The organism is Devosia sp. (assembly GCF_017307495.1).
In the GTDB taxonomy this organism is placed as follows: Bacteria; Pseudomonadota; Alphaproteobacteria; order Rhizobiales; family Devosiaceae; genus Devosia_A.
This window is the reverse complement of record NZ_JAFKHE010000030.1, coordinates 16,516-35,753: the sequence shown is the minus strand read 5'-3', so window position 1 is coordinate 35,753 and position 19,238 is coordinate 16,516. Positions and strand designations below refer to the sequence as shown.

14 protein-coding genes are annotated in these 19,238 nt (G+C 67.9%); 5 read left to right on the top strand and 9 right to left on the bottom strand.

The genetic code is table 11. From position 1 onward, the window contains the following. Positions 1–40 precede the first annotated feature (40 nt). The gene (locus J0I99_RS18620) at positions 41–628 is read left to right on the top strand and encodes a uracil-DNA glycosylase (protein WP_367115453.1); all 588 of its coding nucleotides are present in this window, start codon (positions 41–43) and stop codon (positions 626–628) included. 104 nt (positions 629–732) lie between these two features. After that, a complete protein-coding gene (locus tag J0I99_RS18615) occupies positions 733–1,674 on the top strand; it encodes a FecR domain-containing protein (RefSeq protein ID WP_291398979.1) in 942 nt (313 codons plus the stop codon). 28 nt (positions 1,675–1,702) lie between these two features. On the opposite strand, the gene smpB is transcribed toward J0I99_RS18615, so the two are convergent. Beyond that, complete coding sequence (gene smpB, locus J0I99_RS18610) at positions 1,703–2,194, bottom strand: SsrA-binding protein SmpB (protein ID WP_291398978.1); 492 nt, start codon at positions 2,192–2,194, stop codon at positions 1,703–1,705. 66 nt (positions 2,195–2,260) lie between these two features. Beyond that, positions 2,261–3,142, bottom strand: a complete 882-nt coding sequence (dapA, locus tag J0I99_RS18605) for a 4-hydroxy-tetrahydrodipicolinate synthase (RefSeq protein ID WP_291391064.1) — start codon at positions 3,140–3,142, stop codon at positions 2,261–2,263. Between the two features lie 288 nt (positions 3,143–3,430). On the opposite strand from dapA, the gene J0I99_RS18600 reads away from it, so the two are divergent. Together J0I99_RS18600 and J0I99_RS18595 are read left to right on the top strand one after the other, a co-directional pair. Next, positions 3,431–5,500, top strand: coding sequence for a lytic transglycosylase domain-containing protein (locus J0I99_RS18600; protein WP_291398977.1), 2,070 nt, complete (start codon positions 3,431–3,433; stop codon positions 5,498–5,500). Between the two features lie 38 nt (positions 5,501–5,538). After that, positions 5,539–6,477: an alpha/beta hydrolase gene (locus J0I99_RS18595; RefSeq protein WP_291398976.1), complete on the top strand. Its 939-nt coding sequence runs from the start codon at positions 5,539–5,541 to the stop codon at positions 6,475–6,477. Here J0I99_RS18595 and J0I99_RS18590 read toward each other — a convergent pair whose 3' ends face one another. The 4 genes from J0I99_RS18590 to J0I99_RS18575 form a co-directional block, all read right to left on the bottom strand. Further along, complete coding sequence (locus tag J0I99_RS18590) at positions 6,478–7,611, bottom strand: hypothetical protein (protein ID WP_291398975.1); 1,134 nt, start codon at positions 7,609–7,611, stop codon at positions 6,478–6,480. It abuts the gene before it with no gap. A gap of 129 nt (positions 7,612–7,740) precedes the next feature. After that, positions 7,741–11,067: an OmpA family protein gene (locus J0I99_RS18585; protein ID WP_291398974.1), complete on the bottom strand. Its 3,327-nt coding sequence runs from the start codon at positions 11,065–11,067 to the stop codon at positions 7,741–7,743. A 261-nt stretch (positions 11,068–11,328) separates the two neighbouring features. Then, positions 11,329–12,669: a hypothetical protein gene (locus J0I99_RS18580; RefSeq protein WP_291398973.1), complete on the bottom strand. Its 1,341-nt coding sequence runs from the start codon at positions 12,667–12,669 to the stop codon at positions 11,329–11,331. A 314-nt stretch (positions 12,670–12,983) separates the two neighbouring features. Further along, positions 12,984–14,696: a tetratricopeptide repeat-containing sulfotransferase family protein gene (locus J0I99_RS18575; RefSeq protein ID WP_291398972.1), complete on the bottom strand. Its 1,713-nt coding sequence runs from the start codon at positions 14,694–14,696 to the stop codon at positions 12,984–12,986. A 254-nt stretch (positions 14,697–14,950) separates the two neighbouring features. Between J0I99_RS18575 and J0I99_RS18570 the strand changes: the two genes are divergently transcribed. After that, positions 14,951–15,694, top strand: a complete 744-nt coding sequence (locus tag J0I99_RS18570) for an SDR family oxidoreductase (protein ID WP_291398971.1) — start codon at positions 14,951–14,953, stop codon at positions 15,692–15,694. Positions 15,695–15,837: 143 nt separating this feature from the next. Here the strand turns inward: J0I99_RS18570 and nagA are convergent, their stop codons facing one another. From nagA to J0I99_RS18555, 3 genes are all read right to left on the bottom strand, one after another. Next, positions 15,838–16,992, bottom strand: a complete 1,155-nt coding sequence (gene nagA, locus J0I99_RS18565) for an N-acetylglucosamine-6-phosphate deacetylase (RefSeq protein WP_291398970.1) — start codon at positions 16,990–16,992, stop codon at positions 15,838–15,840. Positions 16,993–17,093: 101 nt separating this feature from the next. Then, a complete protein-coding gene (locus tag J0I99_RS18560) occupies positions 17,094–18,104 on the bottom strand; it encodes an SIS domain-containing protein (protein WP_291399039.1) in 1,011 nt (336 codons plus the stop codon). A gap of 32 nt (positions 18,105–18,136) precedes the next feature. Further along, complete coding sequence (locus tag J0I99_RS18555) at positions 18,137–18,898, bottom strand: GntR family transcriptional regulator (RefSeq protein WP_291398969.1); 762 nt, start codon at positions 18,896–18,898, stop codon at positions 18,137–18,139. Positions 18,899–19,238: the final 340 nt, after the last annotated feature.

Genomic DNA, 19,238 nt, shown 5'->3' with positions numbered 1-19,238 from the left:
GACCAATCCGCCGCATGATTGCCCGCGCTGCCCACGCCTCGTGGCGTTTCGCCATGACAACCGGCGCGCCTACCCCGACTTCTTCAACGCTCCCGTTCCCAACTGGGGAGACGACCGCCCCGGACTGATGATCGTCGGCCTGGCGCCCGGGCTGAAGGGGGCGAACCGCACCGGCCGTCCATTCACCGGCGACTATGCGGGCGATCTGCTCTACGCCACGCTCGGCAAATTCGGCCTCGCCAGCGGGCACTACAAGCAACGGCCCGATGACGGGCTCAGGCTGGACGGGGTGCTGATCGTCAACGCCGTGCGTTGCGTGCCGCCGCAGAACAAGCCTACCCCGGAAGAGATCAGGACCTGCCGGGACTTTCTCGCCGAAAGCATCGAGGTGCACACGCCGCGCGCATTCCTGGCGCTCGGCCGCATCGCCCATGATTCGCTGCTCTCTGCCCTTGGGGAAAAGCGCAGCGCCTATCCGTTCGCGCACGGGGCCGAGCACATCCTGTCGAGCGGGACCGTGCTCTTCGACAGCTACCATTGCTCCCGGTACAACACCAACACCGGCGTGCTGACCACGACGATGTTCGAGGATGTAGTAGGCCGGGCGGCGCGCCTGATAGCGACTTAGGTCGGACTTTTCTGCCGTTTCTCGCGCTTCGGCATCGAATTGCTTGCCATCGACAGTAAACAGAGCGTTAATGCCCCGCTGGACTTTTGGTCGTGGGGTAAATCGTGCGGCTGCGTCTTTCGGCTCTCGCCGTAGTGCTCTGTGCTCTTCTTGCCGGCGAGACGTTCGCCGAGGATCAGCTCGCAACCGTCGCGGATGTCACTCCGCAGGCGACGGGTACGCTTGGCCCGGACAGGGTCACGCTGTTGCGCGGGAGCGATCTGCGCGAAGGCGAGACCGTCGTCACCGGCGCCAGCGGCGAAGTCCAGGTGATCTTTTCCGATCAGACCCACCTGGTGATCGGGCGCGGCTCGAGCCTCGTCATCGAACGCTACCTGATGCGCAACGACGGCACGCCGCAGAAGTTCGCGGTCAACGCGCTCGCCGGCACGTTCCGCTTCATCACCGGCAAGGGTGACAAGAGCGCCTACTCGATCGCCACGCCGACCGGCACCATGGGCGTGCGCGGCACCGAATTCGACTTCACCGTGGATGGGGCCACGGGCCAGACCAGCGTGATCCTGTTCGAGGGCGGCGTCCGCCTGTGCCCGACGGTGGGCGAATGCGTGGAACTCACCCAGCGCTGCGAAGTCGCGCAGCTGATGTCGCGCCGGCAGGCCAAGCTGCTCGGCAAGGAAGCGGAGCGGCTCAAGGTCGCCAGCACGGCCTTTCCCTATGTAGAGTCGCAAGCCCGCCTGCTGCGCGAGTTCCGCGTCGATCGCCCGGCCCGGTGCGCCAGCCCGATCAAGACGGCCGAGGACAAGTCGCCGCGCAAGCTCGCCGACGTTGTTCCTCCGCCCCCACCTCCTCCGCCCCCACCACCTCCTCCCCCGCCCCCGCCGCCGCCTCCGCCCCCACAGGGCAACGGGGAGGAACATCCGGGCAAGGGCAACAACGGCTGGGGCAATGGCGGCGAGGGGTCGGAAGGCGACTACGAGACCGGCAACCCCGGAAAGGGCCACAACAAGGGCAACCACGGCGGCAAAGGTAACGGGAAGAACAAGTAGGCGATGACGGCGGCTGTTCCGGACGAGGCTAGCCCCGTCCTCCTTCCTTCATCAGGCGGGACTTCTCCCGGCCCCAGTCGCGGTTCCGTTCGGTTTGGCGCTTGTCGAAGCTCTTCTTGCCCTTGCCGATACCGATCAGCAGCTTCGCCCGGCCCTGCTCGTTGAAATAGAGCTTGAGCGGCACGATGGTGTTGCCGGCGCGTTCCACATCCTGGCTGAGCTTGGCGAGCTGCTTCTTGTTGACGAGCAGCTTGCGCGGCCGCTTTTCCTCATGGTTGAAGCGGTTGGCCTGCAGGTATTCCGGGATGTGGGCATTGATCAGCCACAGTTCGCCCCGCTCGGGCGAGGCGTAGCTTTCGGTAATCTGGGCCTTGCCCTGGCGCAGCGACTTCACCTCGGTGCCGGTGAGCACGATGCCCGCCTCGAGCGTGTCGAGGATCTCATAGTCGAAGCGGGCCCGGCGGTTCTCCGCCACGGGCCCGGTCGAGATGGTCGCGGGTTTGCCAGGTGCCTTAGCCATAAATCTTCCTAGTGATCGCGCGCTCGCGCCGCCGGATCGCGGCTGCTTGTGCCGAGCGCGCTCCGCTTAGTTGGGCAGCAGGCCTGCGTGCTGCAAGGCGGCATCGATCGCCTGCTCGTTGTTCTTGCTCACCGGCACGACCGGCAGGCGGAACTCGTTGGCACACAGCCCGAGCCGCGAGGCCGCATACTTCACGCCGCCAGGATTGTTCTCGAGGAACAGCGCCTTGTGCAGCGGCACGAGCTTGTCCTGCAGCGCCAGGGCCTCGGCATAGTTGCCCTGCTGGCAGGCGTTCTGGAACAGGGCGCTGAGGCGCGGCGCGACATTTGAGGTCACCGAGATGCAGCCGTGGCCGCCATGGGCATTGAAGCCGAGCGCCGTCATGTCCTCGCCAGAGAGCAGGATGAAATCGGCGCCGAGCCGGGCGCGCTGCAGGCTGGCGCGCTCCATGCTGGCGGTGGCGTCCTTGACGCCGATGACGTTGGGGTGCGCGTCCTTGAGCCGGGCGATGGTGTCCACCGTCAGGTCGACGACGGTGCGGCCGGGGACCGAGTACAGGATGATCGGCAGCGCCGTCGCCGCGGCCACGGCGGAGAAGTGCTGGAACATCCCCTCCTGGGTCGGCTTGTTGTAGTAGGGCACAACCGACAGCACCGCATCGGCACCGACATCCTCGGCAAAGCGGGTCAGGGCCACGGCTTCGTCGGTAGAGTTCGACCCGGCACCGGCCAGGACCGGCACGCGTCGGGCCGTCACCTCGACACAGATCTCGATGAGCCGGCGGTGCTCCTCGTGGGTGACGGTGGGGCTTTCCCCAGTGGTGCCGACCGGCACGAGCCCGTGCGAACCCTCCTGGACCTGCCAATCCACGAAACGACTGAAGGCTTTCTCATCCAGCGCCCCGTTCGCGAACGGAGTGATGAGCGCCGTGATCGAACCTCGCAGCATTCGGATGAGTTCCTCTTGGGTGTGTGCGCCGCCGCAGGACGGTCGCGGGCTTGTTGGTGGGCCGTGCGGCCAGAATATGGCCACATCCGGATCATCCCGGGGCCACAGTCGCGCACCATAGTTTTTCTCGTGCGGCGCGACAAGCAACCAGTCGGACAAGCTCGCAAAGCACACCCACAAGGACCGAGTGGCTAACCAAACGTTCACGGGCACCGTGCGATTCTAGGTGTGCTGCAAGGGTGGGGGCACCTTGTTGGATTTGTACCGAGGACCAACAGGACGGTTACCATGGTTGTCGCGCAAGGCCTCAGGGGCCTAGCTGCAGGCATTCTTGCTGCAAGCGTCGTGGTCGCGGCGCCGCTCCCCACGGTGTTGTCGCGCGCCAACGACAGGCCGGGTATCGTCGCCTCGGCCCCAACCGCCATGGTCGATCCGATGACGACCGGCGCCATCGACAGCGCCGCCGTGGACTTGCCGGCCGCCGCCTCGGTCACGTTCCGGCAGGCGCTGCAACTGCTCGCCGATGGCGACCAGGCCGCCGCCTACGAGTTCGCCCGCAGCATTGCCGACGCCACCGAACGCCGCACCATCCAGTGGGCGGCGATCTATTACGGCAACGGCGAGGTTCCCGCCGCCTCGGTCCTGCGCTTTCTTGCCGACGCGCCGGAGTTTGCCAAGGCCGCCGTGTTTCGCACCCGGCTCGAGCAGGCGCTCATCAAGGAGCAGGCCGACGGTGCCACGATCATCAAGGATCTCGGCGGGGCGATGCCCAACACCGTCACCGCGCAGATCGCGCTGGCCCAGGCTTATGTCGCCGACGGACAGAAGCCACGCGCCGCGCGGCTGGCACGCTCGATCTGGACCGAGAACTTCCTCGACAAGGCGACCGAGTCCAGGGTGCTGGACAAGCTTGGCGAGCTGCTCGATCGCGACGATCACTGGGCTCGCGCCATGCACCTGATGATGCATGACCGCGCCACCGCCGTCGAACGGCTGATGAAGTTCCTGACCCCGGCACAGAAGTCCCTGGCCGTCGCCCGCATCGCGGTATCCCGCGACGCCAAGGACGCCAAGAAGCTGCTCGACGCGGTCGATCCGTCGCTGCGCTCAAATCCGGTCTATCTGTTCAGCCGGGCCCAGCGCGCTCGGCAGTTCGAGCTGTGGGACCAGGCCATCGACTGGCTCGACAGGGCCGACGGCAACATCCCAGATTCGGAAGAGTTCTGGTACGAGCGCCGTACGCTTACCCGCCAGCTACTCGCCCTGGGCGAGGTCAAGCGCGCCTACCGCGCCGCTGCGGGCTACACGGAAGGGCCAGATGGACGGCTGGTCGAGGCGCATTTCCACGCCGGCTGGATCGCTCTCGCCTTCCTCAAGGACGCCAAGGCAGCGGTCCCGCACTTCGAAGCGATGGCGGCGAATTCCACCCTGCCCGACTCCGTCACGCAGGCAAACTACTGGCTGGGCCGCGCCCTGAGCGATCTCGGCGACGCCAGCGGTGCGCGCACCGCCTGGCAAAGGGCCGCGGCATACGGCACCATCTACTACGGCCAACTGGCCCGGGCGGCGCTGGGCCAGAAGTCGGTCGAGCTGCGCGACATGCCGGCCTGGAAGCCTGCCGAAGCAGGTTTCGAGGCCCGGGAAGTCGTTCGCGCGGTTCGCCTGCTCGCCGACAACGGGCACAGGGAAATGGCTGTTCCGCTGCTACGCAGTCTCGCTACAGACCTGACGAGCGGTGGCGAACTGCTGCTCGCGGCACGCCTCGCCCAGTCGCTCGACTCCCATCACCTCGCCATCACCATTGCCGACACGGCCGAACGCCGTGGCGTGCCGCTGGACCTGTTCAACTTCCCCAAGGACGGGCTGCCGGCAACCCAGCTGGCCTCCATCGACCACGCGGCGGTCTATGCCATCACCCGCCAGGAGAGCCGCTTCCAGGTCGATGCGGTGTCGTCTGCCGGGGCTCGCGGACTCATGCAGTTGATGCCGGCGACGGCAAAGGAGACGGCCGGCAAGCTCGGCGTCACCTATTCAAAGAGCCGCCTGACCAGCGACGCGGAGTACAACGCGTTGCTCGGCTCGACCTACCTAAAGGCCCAGCTCGAGCGCTTTGACGGCTCGCTGCTGCTCGCCGCCGCGGCCTACAATGCCGGCGGCGGCAACGCCAACAAGTGGATCGCCACCTTCGGCGACCCCCGCTCGGAGTCGATCGATCCGGTGGTCTGGGTCGAGCTCATCCCCGTGCAGGAAACGCGCACCTACGTGAAGCGCGTCCTCGGAAACTATCTCGTCTACCGCGCCCGTCTGGGCAAGGACGACCTCAGCATCGACAGCGCGCTGAGGAAGATCCCGAGCTAGCCGTTGGCGGTGAGCACGGCGGCTGCTATCGCTCAGGGATGCTTCAGCGCGTCCGCACCGTCCCCGACGACTATCGCAGCTTCCAGAACCTGCCGGTGACACGCTACGCCGTCGGTCCCGCCGACGAGATGATTGCAGTGCACGTCTCCGGCCGGCTCGGCGTCGACCGTATCCCGCTGGTCTGCGTCCCGGGCTACCAGCGCAACATGTCGGACTTCGCCGACTTCGCCAACCATTTCCACCGCGCCTATGGCGCCGACTGGCCGGTGCTGCTCATCGACCTCAAGGGGCGCGGGCGCTCGTCCGACCGGAACGACAAGTCGCGCTACATCACGACGGTCGATGCCCGGGACGTCATCCAGATCCTCGCCGCGCTGGCGGTCGATGGCGGCATCTTCCTCGGCCAGGGCTATGGCGGGCAGGTCGTCATGGCGCTCGCGGCGGAGCGGCCCAACCTCGTCGCCGGCGCCGTGCTCATCGATGCCGGCCCGGTATCCGACCCGCGCGGTCTGGTCCGGCTGCGCAACAACCTCAAGGATCTGGACGGCAGCCGCTCCGAAGCCGGGTTCCGCACCATGTCGCGCCGCATGCTGTCGCCGGACTATCCGGCCGCCAACGAGGGCCTGCTCGATGTGCTGGCAGCGCGCACCCATTACCTCGACAAGCGCGGCCGGGTGCGGGCCTTGTTCGACCCCTACCTCGTGAAGATGCTCGAAGCCTTCGAGCACGACGACATCCTCGTGCCGCAGTGGCCGTTATACGACGCCCTGGCCACTGCACCGCTCATGCTGATGCGTACGCAGCTCACCGAGCAGGTGAGGCGCGAGACGTTCGAGGAGATGCTTCGCAGGCGGCGCGACAGCGAAGGTTATGTGCTCGAGGGCCAGGGCTCCCCTGCCCTGCTCAACACCGTCGAGGATGTCGAGCCGATCGCCGAGTTCGTGCGCAAGCTGCTGAAGCAGCGCAAGGCCGCCTGACTATTGCTGGCTGACGACTTTTCGCGCGCGCTCGGAAACCACCGCCAGTTCGCGGGCCTGTTCGCGCCAGTGCTCGCGGTTGATGCGGCCGTCTATCCCCAGGTGCCCCTCGAGCCAGGCGACGTTGTCGTCGGTGAAGGCGGCTATCTGGTCGAAATGATAGACGCCGACGGTATTGAGGGCGGTCTCGATCACCGGCATCACGCCGATGATGTTGGTCAGGTTGTCCTTGGTGCCGTTGCGTGGCTCGGCGATGCCAGCCGGCCGACCCGGCTGCTCCTGGGTAAGTCCGACCTCGTCGGCAGCCGGCTCGTCATCGGCTATCCCCTCGGGTCTGGGCGCCTTGGCTGAACGCTTGCCGCCAGACCGCCGGGGCGACCAGCCACCCTCGATCGCGCGCATGGCGGCCGCCTCGTCGTCTGCAACCGGTGCCGATGCCCCATCGTGAGGCGGCTGCGCGGGCTCGGCAGTTGCCGCCTTGACCGGCTCGGGCGCGGGCGCCTCGGAAGGAGCCGGGGGCGTCGCCGTCTCGCTCGCGACGATTCCCGACGATTCCGGGGCAGGTTCGACCGGCCTCACCTCGGAAACGGGGGCCGTGTCGTCCCGGGTCGAAGTGCTGCCTCGCTCGACGGGAAAAGGGATCACCTCCGCGCTGGGAGCATCCTGGGCAACCTGGGTCCTTGCCTGCTCGACCGCCCGGGGCGACGGCACGAGCAGGCCCGACGTGGTCTGGGCGGCCCGACGCGCCGGTGCCATGACGGGCACGGGCCGCGCCGGCGAAAGCGGCGGCAGGGGCGCCACCCTGGGCATCTTCACCTCAGGCAGCGGAGCCACGGTATCGGCCTCGCGCGCCGCGATTGCCTTCGCAACCTCGGCGAATTCCGGCACCGGCACTTCGACCGGCGCCTCCGGCTGGGCCGGCTTCGTCACGGGCTCGATGACCGGTACCGCAACAAGCGCCGGCTCGGGCTCAACCGTCTGTACCGCGGACACAAGTGGTTGTGCCGCCGTCACCGCCTTGGTAGGCGCCAGGCGCCGCACCGCCAGCCTTGCCAGCGAACCAGCAATGGCGCCGGCGAGGAACGCAGCCAGCAGGAGGAATGCGGTCTCGAGGATATGGGCCGGGTTCAGCATCGCGGACTCAGCCCTTCCGTTGGCCAACGGACCACCAGCCCGTCACCAACCCGACGGCGGCGGCGCCGACAACGAACGGCCAGTAGAACTGCAGCAGGTAGGTCAGGGAATCCAGCGTCATGAGGCCCGCTACTCGTCGGACAGGGTAAAGGCGATGCGCCGGTTGGCCTGCTTGCCGGCCTTCGTCTCGTTGCTCGCGACGGGGAGGCTCTCGCCGTAGCCGATCGCATAGAGCCGGTCGGCGGCCACGCCGCGCTCGACCAGGGCGTCGACCACGGCCTCGGCGCGCGACACCGACAGGGCGAGGTTGGCCGCATCGTCACCGTCGGCGTCCGTGTGTCCCTCGACTTCCACCGTTGCCTCGGGGCAGAGCGCCAGGTCGGCAGCCAGCTCGTCGATCGCGGGCAGCGAGTCGGCTGCGATGCGGGCACTGCCGGACTGAAACAGGATGGCATTGCGCGCCGCGAAGGCCCCGACCTTGTCCTTGCACACGAGCAGGGGCGGCAGCAGCGTGACGCTGGTCTGCCACCTGTCCGCCTGCGGCGCCGCGGCCAGCTCGGCGAGCGCCGCCTGCTTCTGCGCCTCGGTCTCGGCACGCCCGGAGAAGACCCAGGTATCGCCGTCGAGCCCGAACTCGCCGTCGGCCAGCAGCTTGAGCGCACGGCTCCCGGCTTCGGCGCTAGGAATGAAGCCTTCGGGAAGGCTGTCGCTGATCGAAAGACCCTCGGCCGGTTCGGTGCCGGTGATGACTGCGAGGTAGCGCCGCATCGGTTCGGCCGGCACGGCGCCGGCGAAGGTGACCGGGCCGCCAAGCACCTTGCGCGCGTCGAAGACATAGTCGCGCACGGCGGGCGGCGTCGGCGTCTCCGCAGCCGGCTCGATCGCCGCGACCGCGGTTTCCGCGTCGGCTGCGGGCTTCGCCGGCTCTGCCGGGACCGGCTGGGCGTCATCGGCCGCCGGCGTCGCCGGCTCGACGGTGACAGCTTGATCCGAGGCTGCGTTGGTCGCGGGGTCGGTCGCGACGGTCTCCGGCGCAACCGGAGCGGCCGGCCCGGCCTCCAGCGGAGCGGCAAGCGCCGCGGTCCAGGACGCGCCTCCATCCGACATCGCTGCGACGGCGGCAGTCACGGCATCTGCTTCGGCGGGCGACTTCGGCTGCCCGGAAATCGACCAGCGCGTGCCGTCGTAGCGGAGTTCGCCGGTTTCGAGCTTCAGCAGTGCGGCAAGCCCGGCGCCGGCGTCGGCATCGAACCCCGGCGGCTCGCCCGAGCCGACGAGCGTCCTGTCGACGACACCCGTCCCACCCGCGGCGGCCAGAGCGGCGCGCAGCGATTCGGTCGGGACGTAGCCGGCGAGCGTGACTGCGCCATCGGCCGCCTTGGTCGCCGACCAGACGAAGGGGGCGACGACCGGGGCTGCGTCGGCGGCCTGGATCGCGACATGCCAGCGCGAGGTGTCTGCTGCCCGCCGCAGCTGGCTTTCCACTGCCTGGCGGTGGGCCGATGTCCTGATCTTGCCGTCGAGCGACCAGCTGCCTGCCGACAGGCTGACACTGCCCTCGTCGAGCGCCAACAGCGCGTCGAGAGCAGCAATGGCATCGCCAATGAAGCCGTCCGGCGCACCGGCCCCGAGGGCGGAGCCGTCGGTCACGCCCTGGCCGGCATGCACCGCCAGGTAGGACTTCAACTGCGGCGTCGGCACGAAACCCGAGAACGTCACGCCTCCTCCGGCCAGCTTCTGGGCGCGCCAGGCGTAGGGATCGATCACCGGCAGCGCCGCTGGGGTCGACGCGGCCGGCAGCGCCACGGCGTAGGACCATCCGGCGGCACGCAGGCCGGCCGTGGCGAAGGCGCTCTCGGCGGCGAAGGCCTTGGTCGGGCTGTCGACGGTGCCGGTCAGGCTCCAGCTCGCGCCGTCATAGGCCACCTTGCCGGTGTCGAGGAGGGCGAGAACGCCAACGGCCTTGATCGCGGCGTCCCGGAAGTCGGCCGGGTTGCCGTCGGCGATCGTGGTGCTGTCGGCGGCGGCGCCCGGCAGGGCGGCCAGCACGGCCTTGCGCACCGCCTCGCTCGGCACGTGCCCGGAAACGGCAAACGCTCCGCCAGCGGTCTTTTCGGCCGCGAAGGTGAACGGTGTCGCCAGCGGCGGCTTGATGTCGGTGCCGGCAAGGATCAATCCCTGCGGCGCACCGAGGTCGAGCGTCGTCTCCAGCCGGGTGAACTCAGCCACGGTGGTGGCGCGGCCGGAAAGGCTGATCGCCGTGCCGGCAAGGCTGCCACGGCCTTCGCTCATGTGGCCCAGGGCCTCTACGATGAAATCCACGCCGGACTCGAAGCGCTCGGGAGCGCCGCGGCCGAGTTCGAGGCTGGCAGCGTCGACTCCGTCCATCGCTTCGAGGCGGTCGCGCAGCGCCTCATCCGGCACGAAACCGTCGAGGATGATTTCGGTGGCGCCGCGCTCGGCGCTGAACCAGTACTGCTGCACCTGCGGGGGCCCGAGCGTTACGGTCGTTCCGCCCGGCGTCATCGCCACGCGTATGGCTTCGGCAGTCGCCGGATCCGCGGGAGAACCCGACAGCGTTGACGTGGTACCTGAGATCGTGGCGCTACCGCGCTCCAGTTTCAGCAGATTCTGCACCAGTTGGCTTGCCGTCGCCTCGAACCCGGACGGGGCTCCGGAGGCGACGACCATGCTGGTGGAGACCGGCTTGCTGCTGGGCGCCAGCGCCTCGAGGGCGTTCGCAACCTCGCCGCTCGGCGCGGCGCCGGAGAGGATCAGGCGGCTGCCGTCATACTCGGCGCGCCACTCGTAGGGCGAGTGCAGCGGGGGCGTGAATTCGTGGAAGGCGAGGACGACACCGGCCGGCGCCGGCGCAGCCGCGAGCCGCTGCAACGCGGCATAAGATTCGGGCGATTTCGCACGCCCCGAGACGGTGAGCGTCAGGTCGGCCAGGGCCACCTCGCCCTCGTCGAGCTCGCGCGCATAGCCGAGGGCGTAGTCGACCGCCGCGACCCAGGTGGCGCGGCCCGGTCCGCCGGACATCGGGCGCATCGCGTCGGTGGTCCCGGCCCCGGCGGCCGCGAGGATCGGGGCGCGCGCGTCCTCGTCGGGCAAGCCACCGGCCAGCCTGATCGTGCCGCCGGCGATGGAGGCGACAAACGGGAACGGGCTCGCGTACTCGGCGAGCACGACCTTCGCGGTCACCGAGCGGACGCCGTGGACGGCGGCGACCCTGGCCACGGCGTCGTCGATCATCCGCTGCGTCGTCGCGGTGCCGCTGAGCGTGGCGTCGCGCGCATCGAAGCTGACTTCGGCCCAGTTCGCATCGGCGATCGCGGCGCTGGCGCGGGCGGTCAGGTCCGGCGGCATGGCGGCTCCGGACGTGGCGATGGCGGCGGCGGTGCCGCCGACGACCGTGACAAACGCAGGTACACCCCACTTGAGGAAGATGCTCATACCAGTCCCGGATCCACAGTGTTCGCGCCGGCCGCCCGCGCCCGACGAGGCATAGCCCCAATCACTGAATCGGAGAAGTGCGCCAACTCTTTGTCCGAAGCGGTTTTTCCGCCGTGCCGGAGCACAGTTAGGTGAACGGAGATGAACGGCGGCTGAGCGCATCCCGAACGGACGGCAACGCAAGAACGGCCCGTTCGCGCCGCCCAAACGAAGAAAGGCCCGGCTGACGCCGGGCCTTCCATTCCGATTGGGCCGTAAGGCTTACTCGAAGGTCTTCTTGAACTCGGTCTCGATCTTGTAGCCGAGGTCGCCCCAATTGGCCGAGGACACGGTGCCCTTGACCGACGAGGTGTAGCCGCCGCCCGGAGCCCAGGCCAGCTTGGCCGAACCGTACATCGCGTCTTCGCCGTCGTCGTTGTTGAGGTAGCCGATTTCACCCGTGAGAGTGATCGACTCGGTCACAGCCGCAGCCACCGAGGCCGCGATCTGGTAGGAGTCGTCGCCCGAGGTTCCTTCGTGGTACCAGCGACCGCCCAGGTTGAGCGTCACGCCATCCGATACGGTTGCAGCGATGGACGCACCAGCACCGTAGTCGGTGTCGTTGCCGTCGTTCTGCACGGCTTCGAACGAAGCGGCGATCGTGAACATGTCGAACGTGGCCGAAGCCGACGCCAGCACGTTCCAGTAGTCCCTGCTCATCACATCGTCGTGGCCGTAAGCACCGGCCAGAACGACCTTGAAGTTGTCGAAGGTACCAGCGAAGCCAGCGTGGACGCCCCAGTCCTCAACCGTGCCATCGAGCACGCCAGCAGCAGCGACCGTCACATGGGCCGAAATGCCTTCGCCAGCGTAGGCGATATAGCCGACAGCCGTACCGGCCTCAGACGCGGTCGAGCCATCGAGGTTCTCGAGACCCGCGCCAACCGACACGCCATTGCCGAGGTCGGAAGTGATCTGGATCACGTGACCGCCGTCGCCGATCGACACATCCGGGCCCCACGACACGCCCGAATCGACGTCTTCCGAGTTGAACAGGCCGAGCCAGTTCAGCGGTTCGTCGTCGCCCTTCTTCATGATCGAGCCCTTCTTGCCCGCCATGATCACAGTCGAGTCGCCGATCGAGACATAAGCTTCGTCCATATAGACTCCGCCGCTGGACGAGCCAGTGCTGGTGTCATAGGCGCTGCTGCCGGAGTAGCCAGCATCGGTGACGAGCTTGTAGTCCTTCTGCTTCAGCTTCAGCACGGCCTTGGCAGGACCGAAGTCAGAGTCAGCGGTCGCAACGAACTTGATCCAGGCGCTGAACTTGGACGACCAATCGTTGTAACCATTGCCAACCGGCAGCAGGTCGAGACCGCCATCGGCCTCGGTGTCCACGAAGACCGCGCTGTCGCCGTTGTCGGTGTAGTCACCCCAGTTGAAGTTGTACTTCACTTCACCGGTGATCTGCAGGCAGTTGGTGTCCGACGAGATCGTCAGGCCCGACAGGCCAAGCGCGTCGCAAACGTCGAGCGACGTCAGAACGCCGAGATCGGCCGCAAAGGCACCGGTCGAGAGACCAGCCGCCGCAACAGAACCCAGAAGAAGGCTCCTGATTTTCATTATTGACCTCCAAAGTCAGTCATTCGTTTTGCCAGTTGCCCGGCGGTTTGTCGAAACGCGACCACACTCTTGTGTGTGTTGTCGTCGCGTTTGCGACCGACAAACGATCCCATGCATGGATTCGCATTAGCCACTCTACGCAGGAGTTCGATGCGCGCAATCGCAGAATGGCCGAATTGGGGCACCGGCAAGGTGGTTGAAGGAGGCCTGTTGCAGATTCAGCACAGGTTTGGAAACCGCCTGTTAACAGGTGTGACCGGTCCGTTAGCGCGTCCGGCCAGGCGCCTCCGGGGCCCGGATGACAACGCTGTTCATCAAGCCAGCGTGTGGAGCCAAGGGGCGGCGCGATACCAGGCGGCCATCTGAGCGGACCGGTTGCCGGAGAGACGCTCGGCGCTCCAGCCGCCGAGCTGCGGCTCGGTCTCGAGGTCGACGGAAACGGCACCCTCCCACGAAAGTCCGCAGAATTCGGCCACTTCGCGCAACCTGGCGTCGGGATCTGCGCGCAAATCGGCCAGGTCGAGTTCGAGAATCGCGTCGCCCGCGACGGCCCGCCACGCCACGGCCGCGTCGCGATACGCCGCATGATACGCAACCAGCTCGTCGAGGTCGAAGGCGTACTCGTAGCCCCTGCCCGTGAGGTACTTCTCGAAGATGGCGACGCAGTGCGCGGCCGGAGCGCGCCGGCACCAGACGATGCGGGCGTCGGGCAAGGCGGCCCGGATGAGGCCGATGTGGCGATAGTTGGACGGCATCGTGTCGACGACGATCCGCCCTTGTGGCACGGAGCGCCCCGCTTCTTCCATATAGGCCCGCCCGACTGCCTCGTAGGCCGACGTGGGAATCGCACGTACCTCCCCATGCTGGCGCATGAGCTGGGTGAAGAGCCGGCTCAGCGTCGGCAGCTCGCCGGCGGGGGCCACGTCGGGATGGCGCGCCAGGATCGCCTCGAGCGTGCTCTTGCCCGAGCGCGGCAGGCCGACCACGAAGATCGGCGCCGCGCCGGCATGGCCGACGCCCGGACGCGGCAGCTCCAGTCCGGCGAAGCGCCCGACATCGGCGCGCAGCTCGGCCCGGGCCCGATCCAGGGAGAATGCGATACGGTCGCGATGCAGGCGGTTGACCGCCAGGTAGGTGTCCACGGCTGCCTCGTGCTCGCCCAGGTCGGTCAATGCCTTGCCCAGGCCAAAGCCGGCGAACACCCGGTCATCGAGCGGAGCATCGACATCGGAGAACAAGGCCTGCATGGCGTCCACGTCGGCATCGCGATGCTCGTACCGGCGCAGGTGCGCACGATGTTGATGCGCCTCGCCGAAGCCGGGGCTGAGCAGCAGAGACCGATCGTAGGCGCCAACGGCATCCTCGAGGCGTCCCAGTTGCTCCAGCAGCCGGCCGCGCCGCATATGCAGCACCGCGTCGTTCGGCGCCAGCGCCAGCGCGGCGTCGACCAGTTGCAGGCCCTCGGCCGGCCTGCCGCGATCATAGAGCTGCCCGGCGAGGGCATTCACCGCAGGGGCGTAACCGGGCCGGAGGCGCAGCGCCTCGCGATAGGCCGCCTCGGCCTCGACTATGAAGCCGGCCTCGCCGAGGACGTTGCCCAGGTTGTAGTGGAAGCCCGCCTCGGCCGGCTTGAGCGCGACCGCCTGCCGATAGGCGCCCACGGCCTCGTCGAACCGGCGCAGCGCGCGATAGGCCATGCCGAGGTTGGAGTGGGCCTCGGCGAAGCCGGGATGGGCGGCGATGGCCCGCTGGAACGCGGGGACCGCTTCTTCCGGACGGCCGGCTCCGTTCAGCGCCACGCCGAGGTTGCAGAGGTACTGCGCATCGTCCGGCCGTGCCGCCACGGCCCGCGCGATGTGGTCGACGGCGAGGTCATGGCGGCCACGCTGCAGGTGCACCAGACCGAGGAGGTGGTTGGCGGCTGGATTCCGGGGCTCCGCTGCCAGCACGCGCTGGTAGTGACCGGCAGCTTCCTCGGCGCGACCGGACTGGTGCAGCCGCAGCCCCGCCTGCAGCAGCTCGGCCATGGACTGGCTGGGCGCCCTCCGGGGGGGCAATCGAGTTGGCTTGCGCATTGGTGTCCGCGGGCCCGTTGTTGGCGGGGATCAGCCTGAAGCTTTACGCCGTTTAGCCGCAACGACGACAGGCGCCAAGTCCTGGATTTGCCGCGCTGTCGAACCGGAAACCCAGGCAACTTTTCCGGAGAGCGCTCCGGAGGCTGCCTTGTCTCTGCCGCAACTCCTCGTCCATATGGACGCAAACAAGGGCGGGGAACCTGAAAATGACTGACGACAACGTGGCGGTGGTGACCGGCGCGACATCCGGAATCGGCCGGGCGACGGCGATCGGACTGGGCAAGGCCGGGTATCGCGTCGCGATCCTAGGGCGGCGCGAGGCCGAGCTGGCGGAGACGGCGCGGCTCAGCGGGGCGGCCTACAGCGGCGTGTGCGACGTATCCGATCCGGCGGCGGTGCATCGGTACTTCACGGATCTGCGCGCCAAGCTGGGCCGGGTCGATTTCGTCTTCAACAATGCCGGGCGCTTCGCACCGCAGGCGAGCTTCGGCGATACCGACATCGGCACGTGGCAGGACATGGTCGACGTGAACCTCAACGGCGCCTTCTATGTGGCGCGCGAGGCGTTTCGGGCGATGCGGGACCAGCAGCCGCAGGGCGGCAGGATCGTCAACAACGGCTCGATCTCCGCGCACGTGCCGCGCCCGGGGGCAGCTGCCTACACGGCTACCAAGCATGCCATCACCGGGCTGACCAAGGCGATTTCGCTCGACGGGCGCGCCTTCAACATCGCCTGCGGGCAGATCGACATCGGCAATACCGCCACCGACATGACCGCCCGCATGACCACCGGGTCGCTGCAGGCCAACGGCACCATGGAGCCCGAGCCGACATTCGACGTCCGGCACGTCGTCGACGCGATCCTCTACATGGCCGGACTGCCGCTCGAGGCCAATGTCCAGTTCATCACGGTGATGGCAACGACGATGCCCTACATCGGCCGCGGCTAGTCTCAGACAATACGGTCAAGCTTAGCGGCAGGCGGCTGCCTCGCCGCATGGCAGACGGGCCAGCATCCTGCATGACAGCAATCGGCCGCTCCGAAGGGGGCGGCCGATCTGCTTTTTGCCACGTGGCTGCGTTGCGCTGGGCGTCAGCCGAAGACCTTGCTGCCGCCGATCCAGGTCGAGCGTACCGACAGGTCGTCGCCGAGGACCGCAAAGTCGGCTCGGGCGCCGCGCCGCAGGTGGCCGTGCGTTGCATCGGTCCTGATTGCCATCGCCGGGTAGAGGCTGGCCATGCGCAGCGCTTCGTCGAGCGGCAGGCCGATCGTCTCGTGCATGTAGCGGATGGCGTCGATCATGGTCAGGTCGGCGCCGGCCAGCGTGCCGTCGGCGAGACGGAGCGCCCCATCCTTGCGATAGACCGTGCGGCCGGTGAGTTCGAAGCTCTGCCAATCGGTGCCGGTGATCGACATCGCGTCGGTGACGAGAAAGATCTGGCCCGGCCCGCGCTTGGCGCGCAGCGCAATGCCGATCGAGGCGGGGTGCACGTGGATGCCGTCGGCAATCAACCCGGCACTGATCGACGGCAGGTCCAGAGCCGCGCCGACCACGCCGGGCTCGCGATTGCCGATCTGGCTCTGGGCGTTGAACAGGTGCGTCACCACCGAGGCGCCGGCCTCGGCCGCGGCCCTCACCTGCGCGTAGGTGCCATCGGAGTGGCCGATGCTGACGGTGACACCGGCCGCGGCAAGGCGGGAAACCTGTTCCGGGCCAACGGTTTCGGCGGCGACGGTGATGAGGAGATTCGGCAGCTGGCGCTTCGCCTCGATCAGCCGCTGCAGATCCGATTCGTCCATCGGACGGATCAGCCTGGGGTCATGAGCGCCCTTGCGGGACACGGCGAGGTGCGGCCCTTCAAGATGGAGGCCGAGGAAGCCAGGGACGCCCTGCTCGACCGCCGCAACTCCGGCGGCGATCGTCGCGACGTTCTTGTCCACCGTGTCGGTGACGATGGTGGGGAGGCACGCGGTGGTACCGAACCGGGCGAAGGCAGCGCAGATGGTGCGGATCGCGTCGACCGTCGGCGTGTCGTTCAGCAGCGCCCCGCCGCCGCCGTTCACCTGCAGGTCGATGAACCCGGGGACGATCAGCGCGCCATCGGCCGGCACCCGCATTGCATCGGTGGGCGAGTCGGCGGCGATGAGCCCCTCGACCCGGCCATCGGTGACGACCAGCGCCATCCGGTCATGCCATTCCGCGCCATCGAAGATGCGGGCTCCGGTGAAGGCCGTCTTGCTCGTCATGTGTCTCCGCTCCTCGAGCGCTTTCGGGGCGACCGTTCGGTTCGAAAGCGCGACCAATCAGGGCCAGGGCAATCGCCGTCCCAGCGAAACGGCGAAGCGCCCTAGATGGTTTCCGTCACCTTCTTGAGGTGCGGCGGGCGGTCCGGATCGAAGCCGCGCCGCCGGCTGAGCGCCTCCACCAGGCCGTAGAAGCTGACGACCAGCGCGAGCGCGTCGGTGATCGGGTGGCCGGAGGCCGCGAAGGGCAGCCGCTCGGCGGTGCCGGAATTGGTCGAGGTGATGAACACGCGGGCCCCCTGCCCGGCCAGCCGCCCGGCCACCTCGGCAACCGAGGTCTCGGCTGCATCGCGTGCCGCGAGGGCGAGGACCGGGAAGTGATGCTCGACGATGCGCGCCGGGCCGTGGATGACCTCGGCAGCGCTGTAGGCCTCGGCGTGGATGCCACAGGTTTCCTTGAACTTCAGCGCCGCCTCGCTGGCGATCGCCAGAGCCGGACCGCGGCCCAGCACATACATCGACTGATGCCCGTCGAGCGCGCCGAGCAGCGGTGACCAATCGCAGCCGACCGCCTGCTCGAGCACCTGCGGCAAGGAGTCGAGAGCCGCCTGCAAGGCCTTGTCTTCCAACCAGCTTCCGATGATCCCGAGGCCGGCGACGACCGAGGCGACGAAGGTCTTGGTGGCCGCCACCGACTTTTCCTCGCCCGAGCGCAGGGCGATGGTCTGGTCGGCTGCGGCGGCCAGCGGCGAGTCCGGCGTGTTGGTGAGCGCGAAGGTCAGCGCCCCCGAACGGCGCGCGGCCTGGGTCATCGACACGATGTCGGGGCTCTTCCCCGACTGGGAGATGGCGATGGCAGCAGTGCGGCCGAGCTTCAGCTCGCGCCCGTAGATCGAGACGATGGACGGCCCGACCGATGCTACCGGCACGCCGGCGAGGAGTTCGATCGCGTATTTCAGGAACGACGAGGCATGGTCCGACGAGCCGCGCGCGATGGTGACGATCGCAACCGGATCCCGCTCGCGCAGCGCCTTGCCGCCCCGCGCGAAGTCGTCACGCCCCTCGGCGAGGAGACGCGCGATGGCGGCGGGAATCTCCTCCACTTCCTGGCGCATGAAGCTGGCATCGGTCTTGGGACTGGTCACGGCTACTTTCCAACTCTCAGTTCGGCGACGAAATCATAGGTATCGCCGCGATAGACCGAGCGCGTGAATTCCACAACCTTGCCTGACGGCAGGTAGGCTATTCGCTCGATATGCAGCGCGGCTGCACCGGCGGGAATCTCGAGCAGGCGGGCGTCGCCCTCGCCCAGGTTGGCGGCGCGGATGCGCTGGATAGCACGCACCGGTCGGTTCCCGGACTTGTCGAGATGGGCATAGAGCGACGATGCGATGGCTCCGGGATCGGGCATGGTCACGGCCGACAGGGCGGCGCGCTCGATGGCGAGGGGCATGTCGCCGGAAAGCCGCAGACGGGCGATGCGGGCGACGCGTTCACCGGGTGACAGGCCCAGGATCATGGTCTCCTCGGGCGAAGGATCGTAGATGCCACGGTCGAGCCAGACGGCCCGCACGGCCATGCCGCGTCTGGCCATATCCTCGGTGAACGAGGTCAGCTGGCTCAGCGACTGCTCGACGCGGCTCTGGTGTGGCGCGACGAACGTGCCTGATCCGTGCCGCTGCACCAGGATGCCGTCGCGCACCAGATGCTGGACCGCCTTGCGCACGGTGACGCGCGAAACATCCACCTTCGTGGCGAGGTCGCGTTCCGACGGCAGGGCGTCGCCCGGCTTGACGGCGCCGCGCGCGACCGCGTCTGCGATCCAGCGCTTCAGCTGCAGGTAGAGCGGCCCGCCCTGCGGCAGGATGATCGCTTCTGTGCCAAAAAGTGCGTCCGGTGCGTCAGCCATGTCCTACTCGCGGGCGTGGTCGGGAGGTACGGCCGACCTTGGCCTGATTCCGACCCGCGCCGCTTCCTTCCGCTATAATACCAATAAAAGACCATTGACCAAGGGCAAAAAGGTCGCGGTGGGCTGGAGCGAGAATCCCAGTGCTGGCTTCGGGGTGACAAAGCCCAAGATCCAGCACGACCACGCCGCTGCTGCCCCTATACGCTCCCGCTGGACAAGTGGTATTTTTTTGGCATTAGTAGACGAAAGGAGGATGCCATGACCGCCCAACGCAGCGCACCCGGGGCAAAGCCGGTGCCATCGGAATGGCCGCTGGCCTGCCTCGGCAGGCGGAACGTGG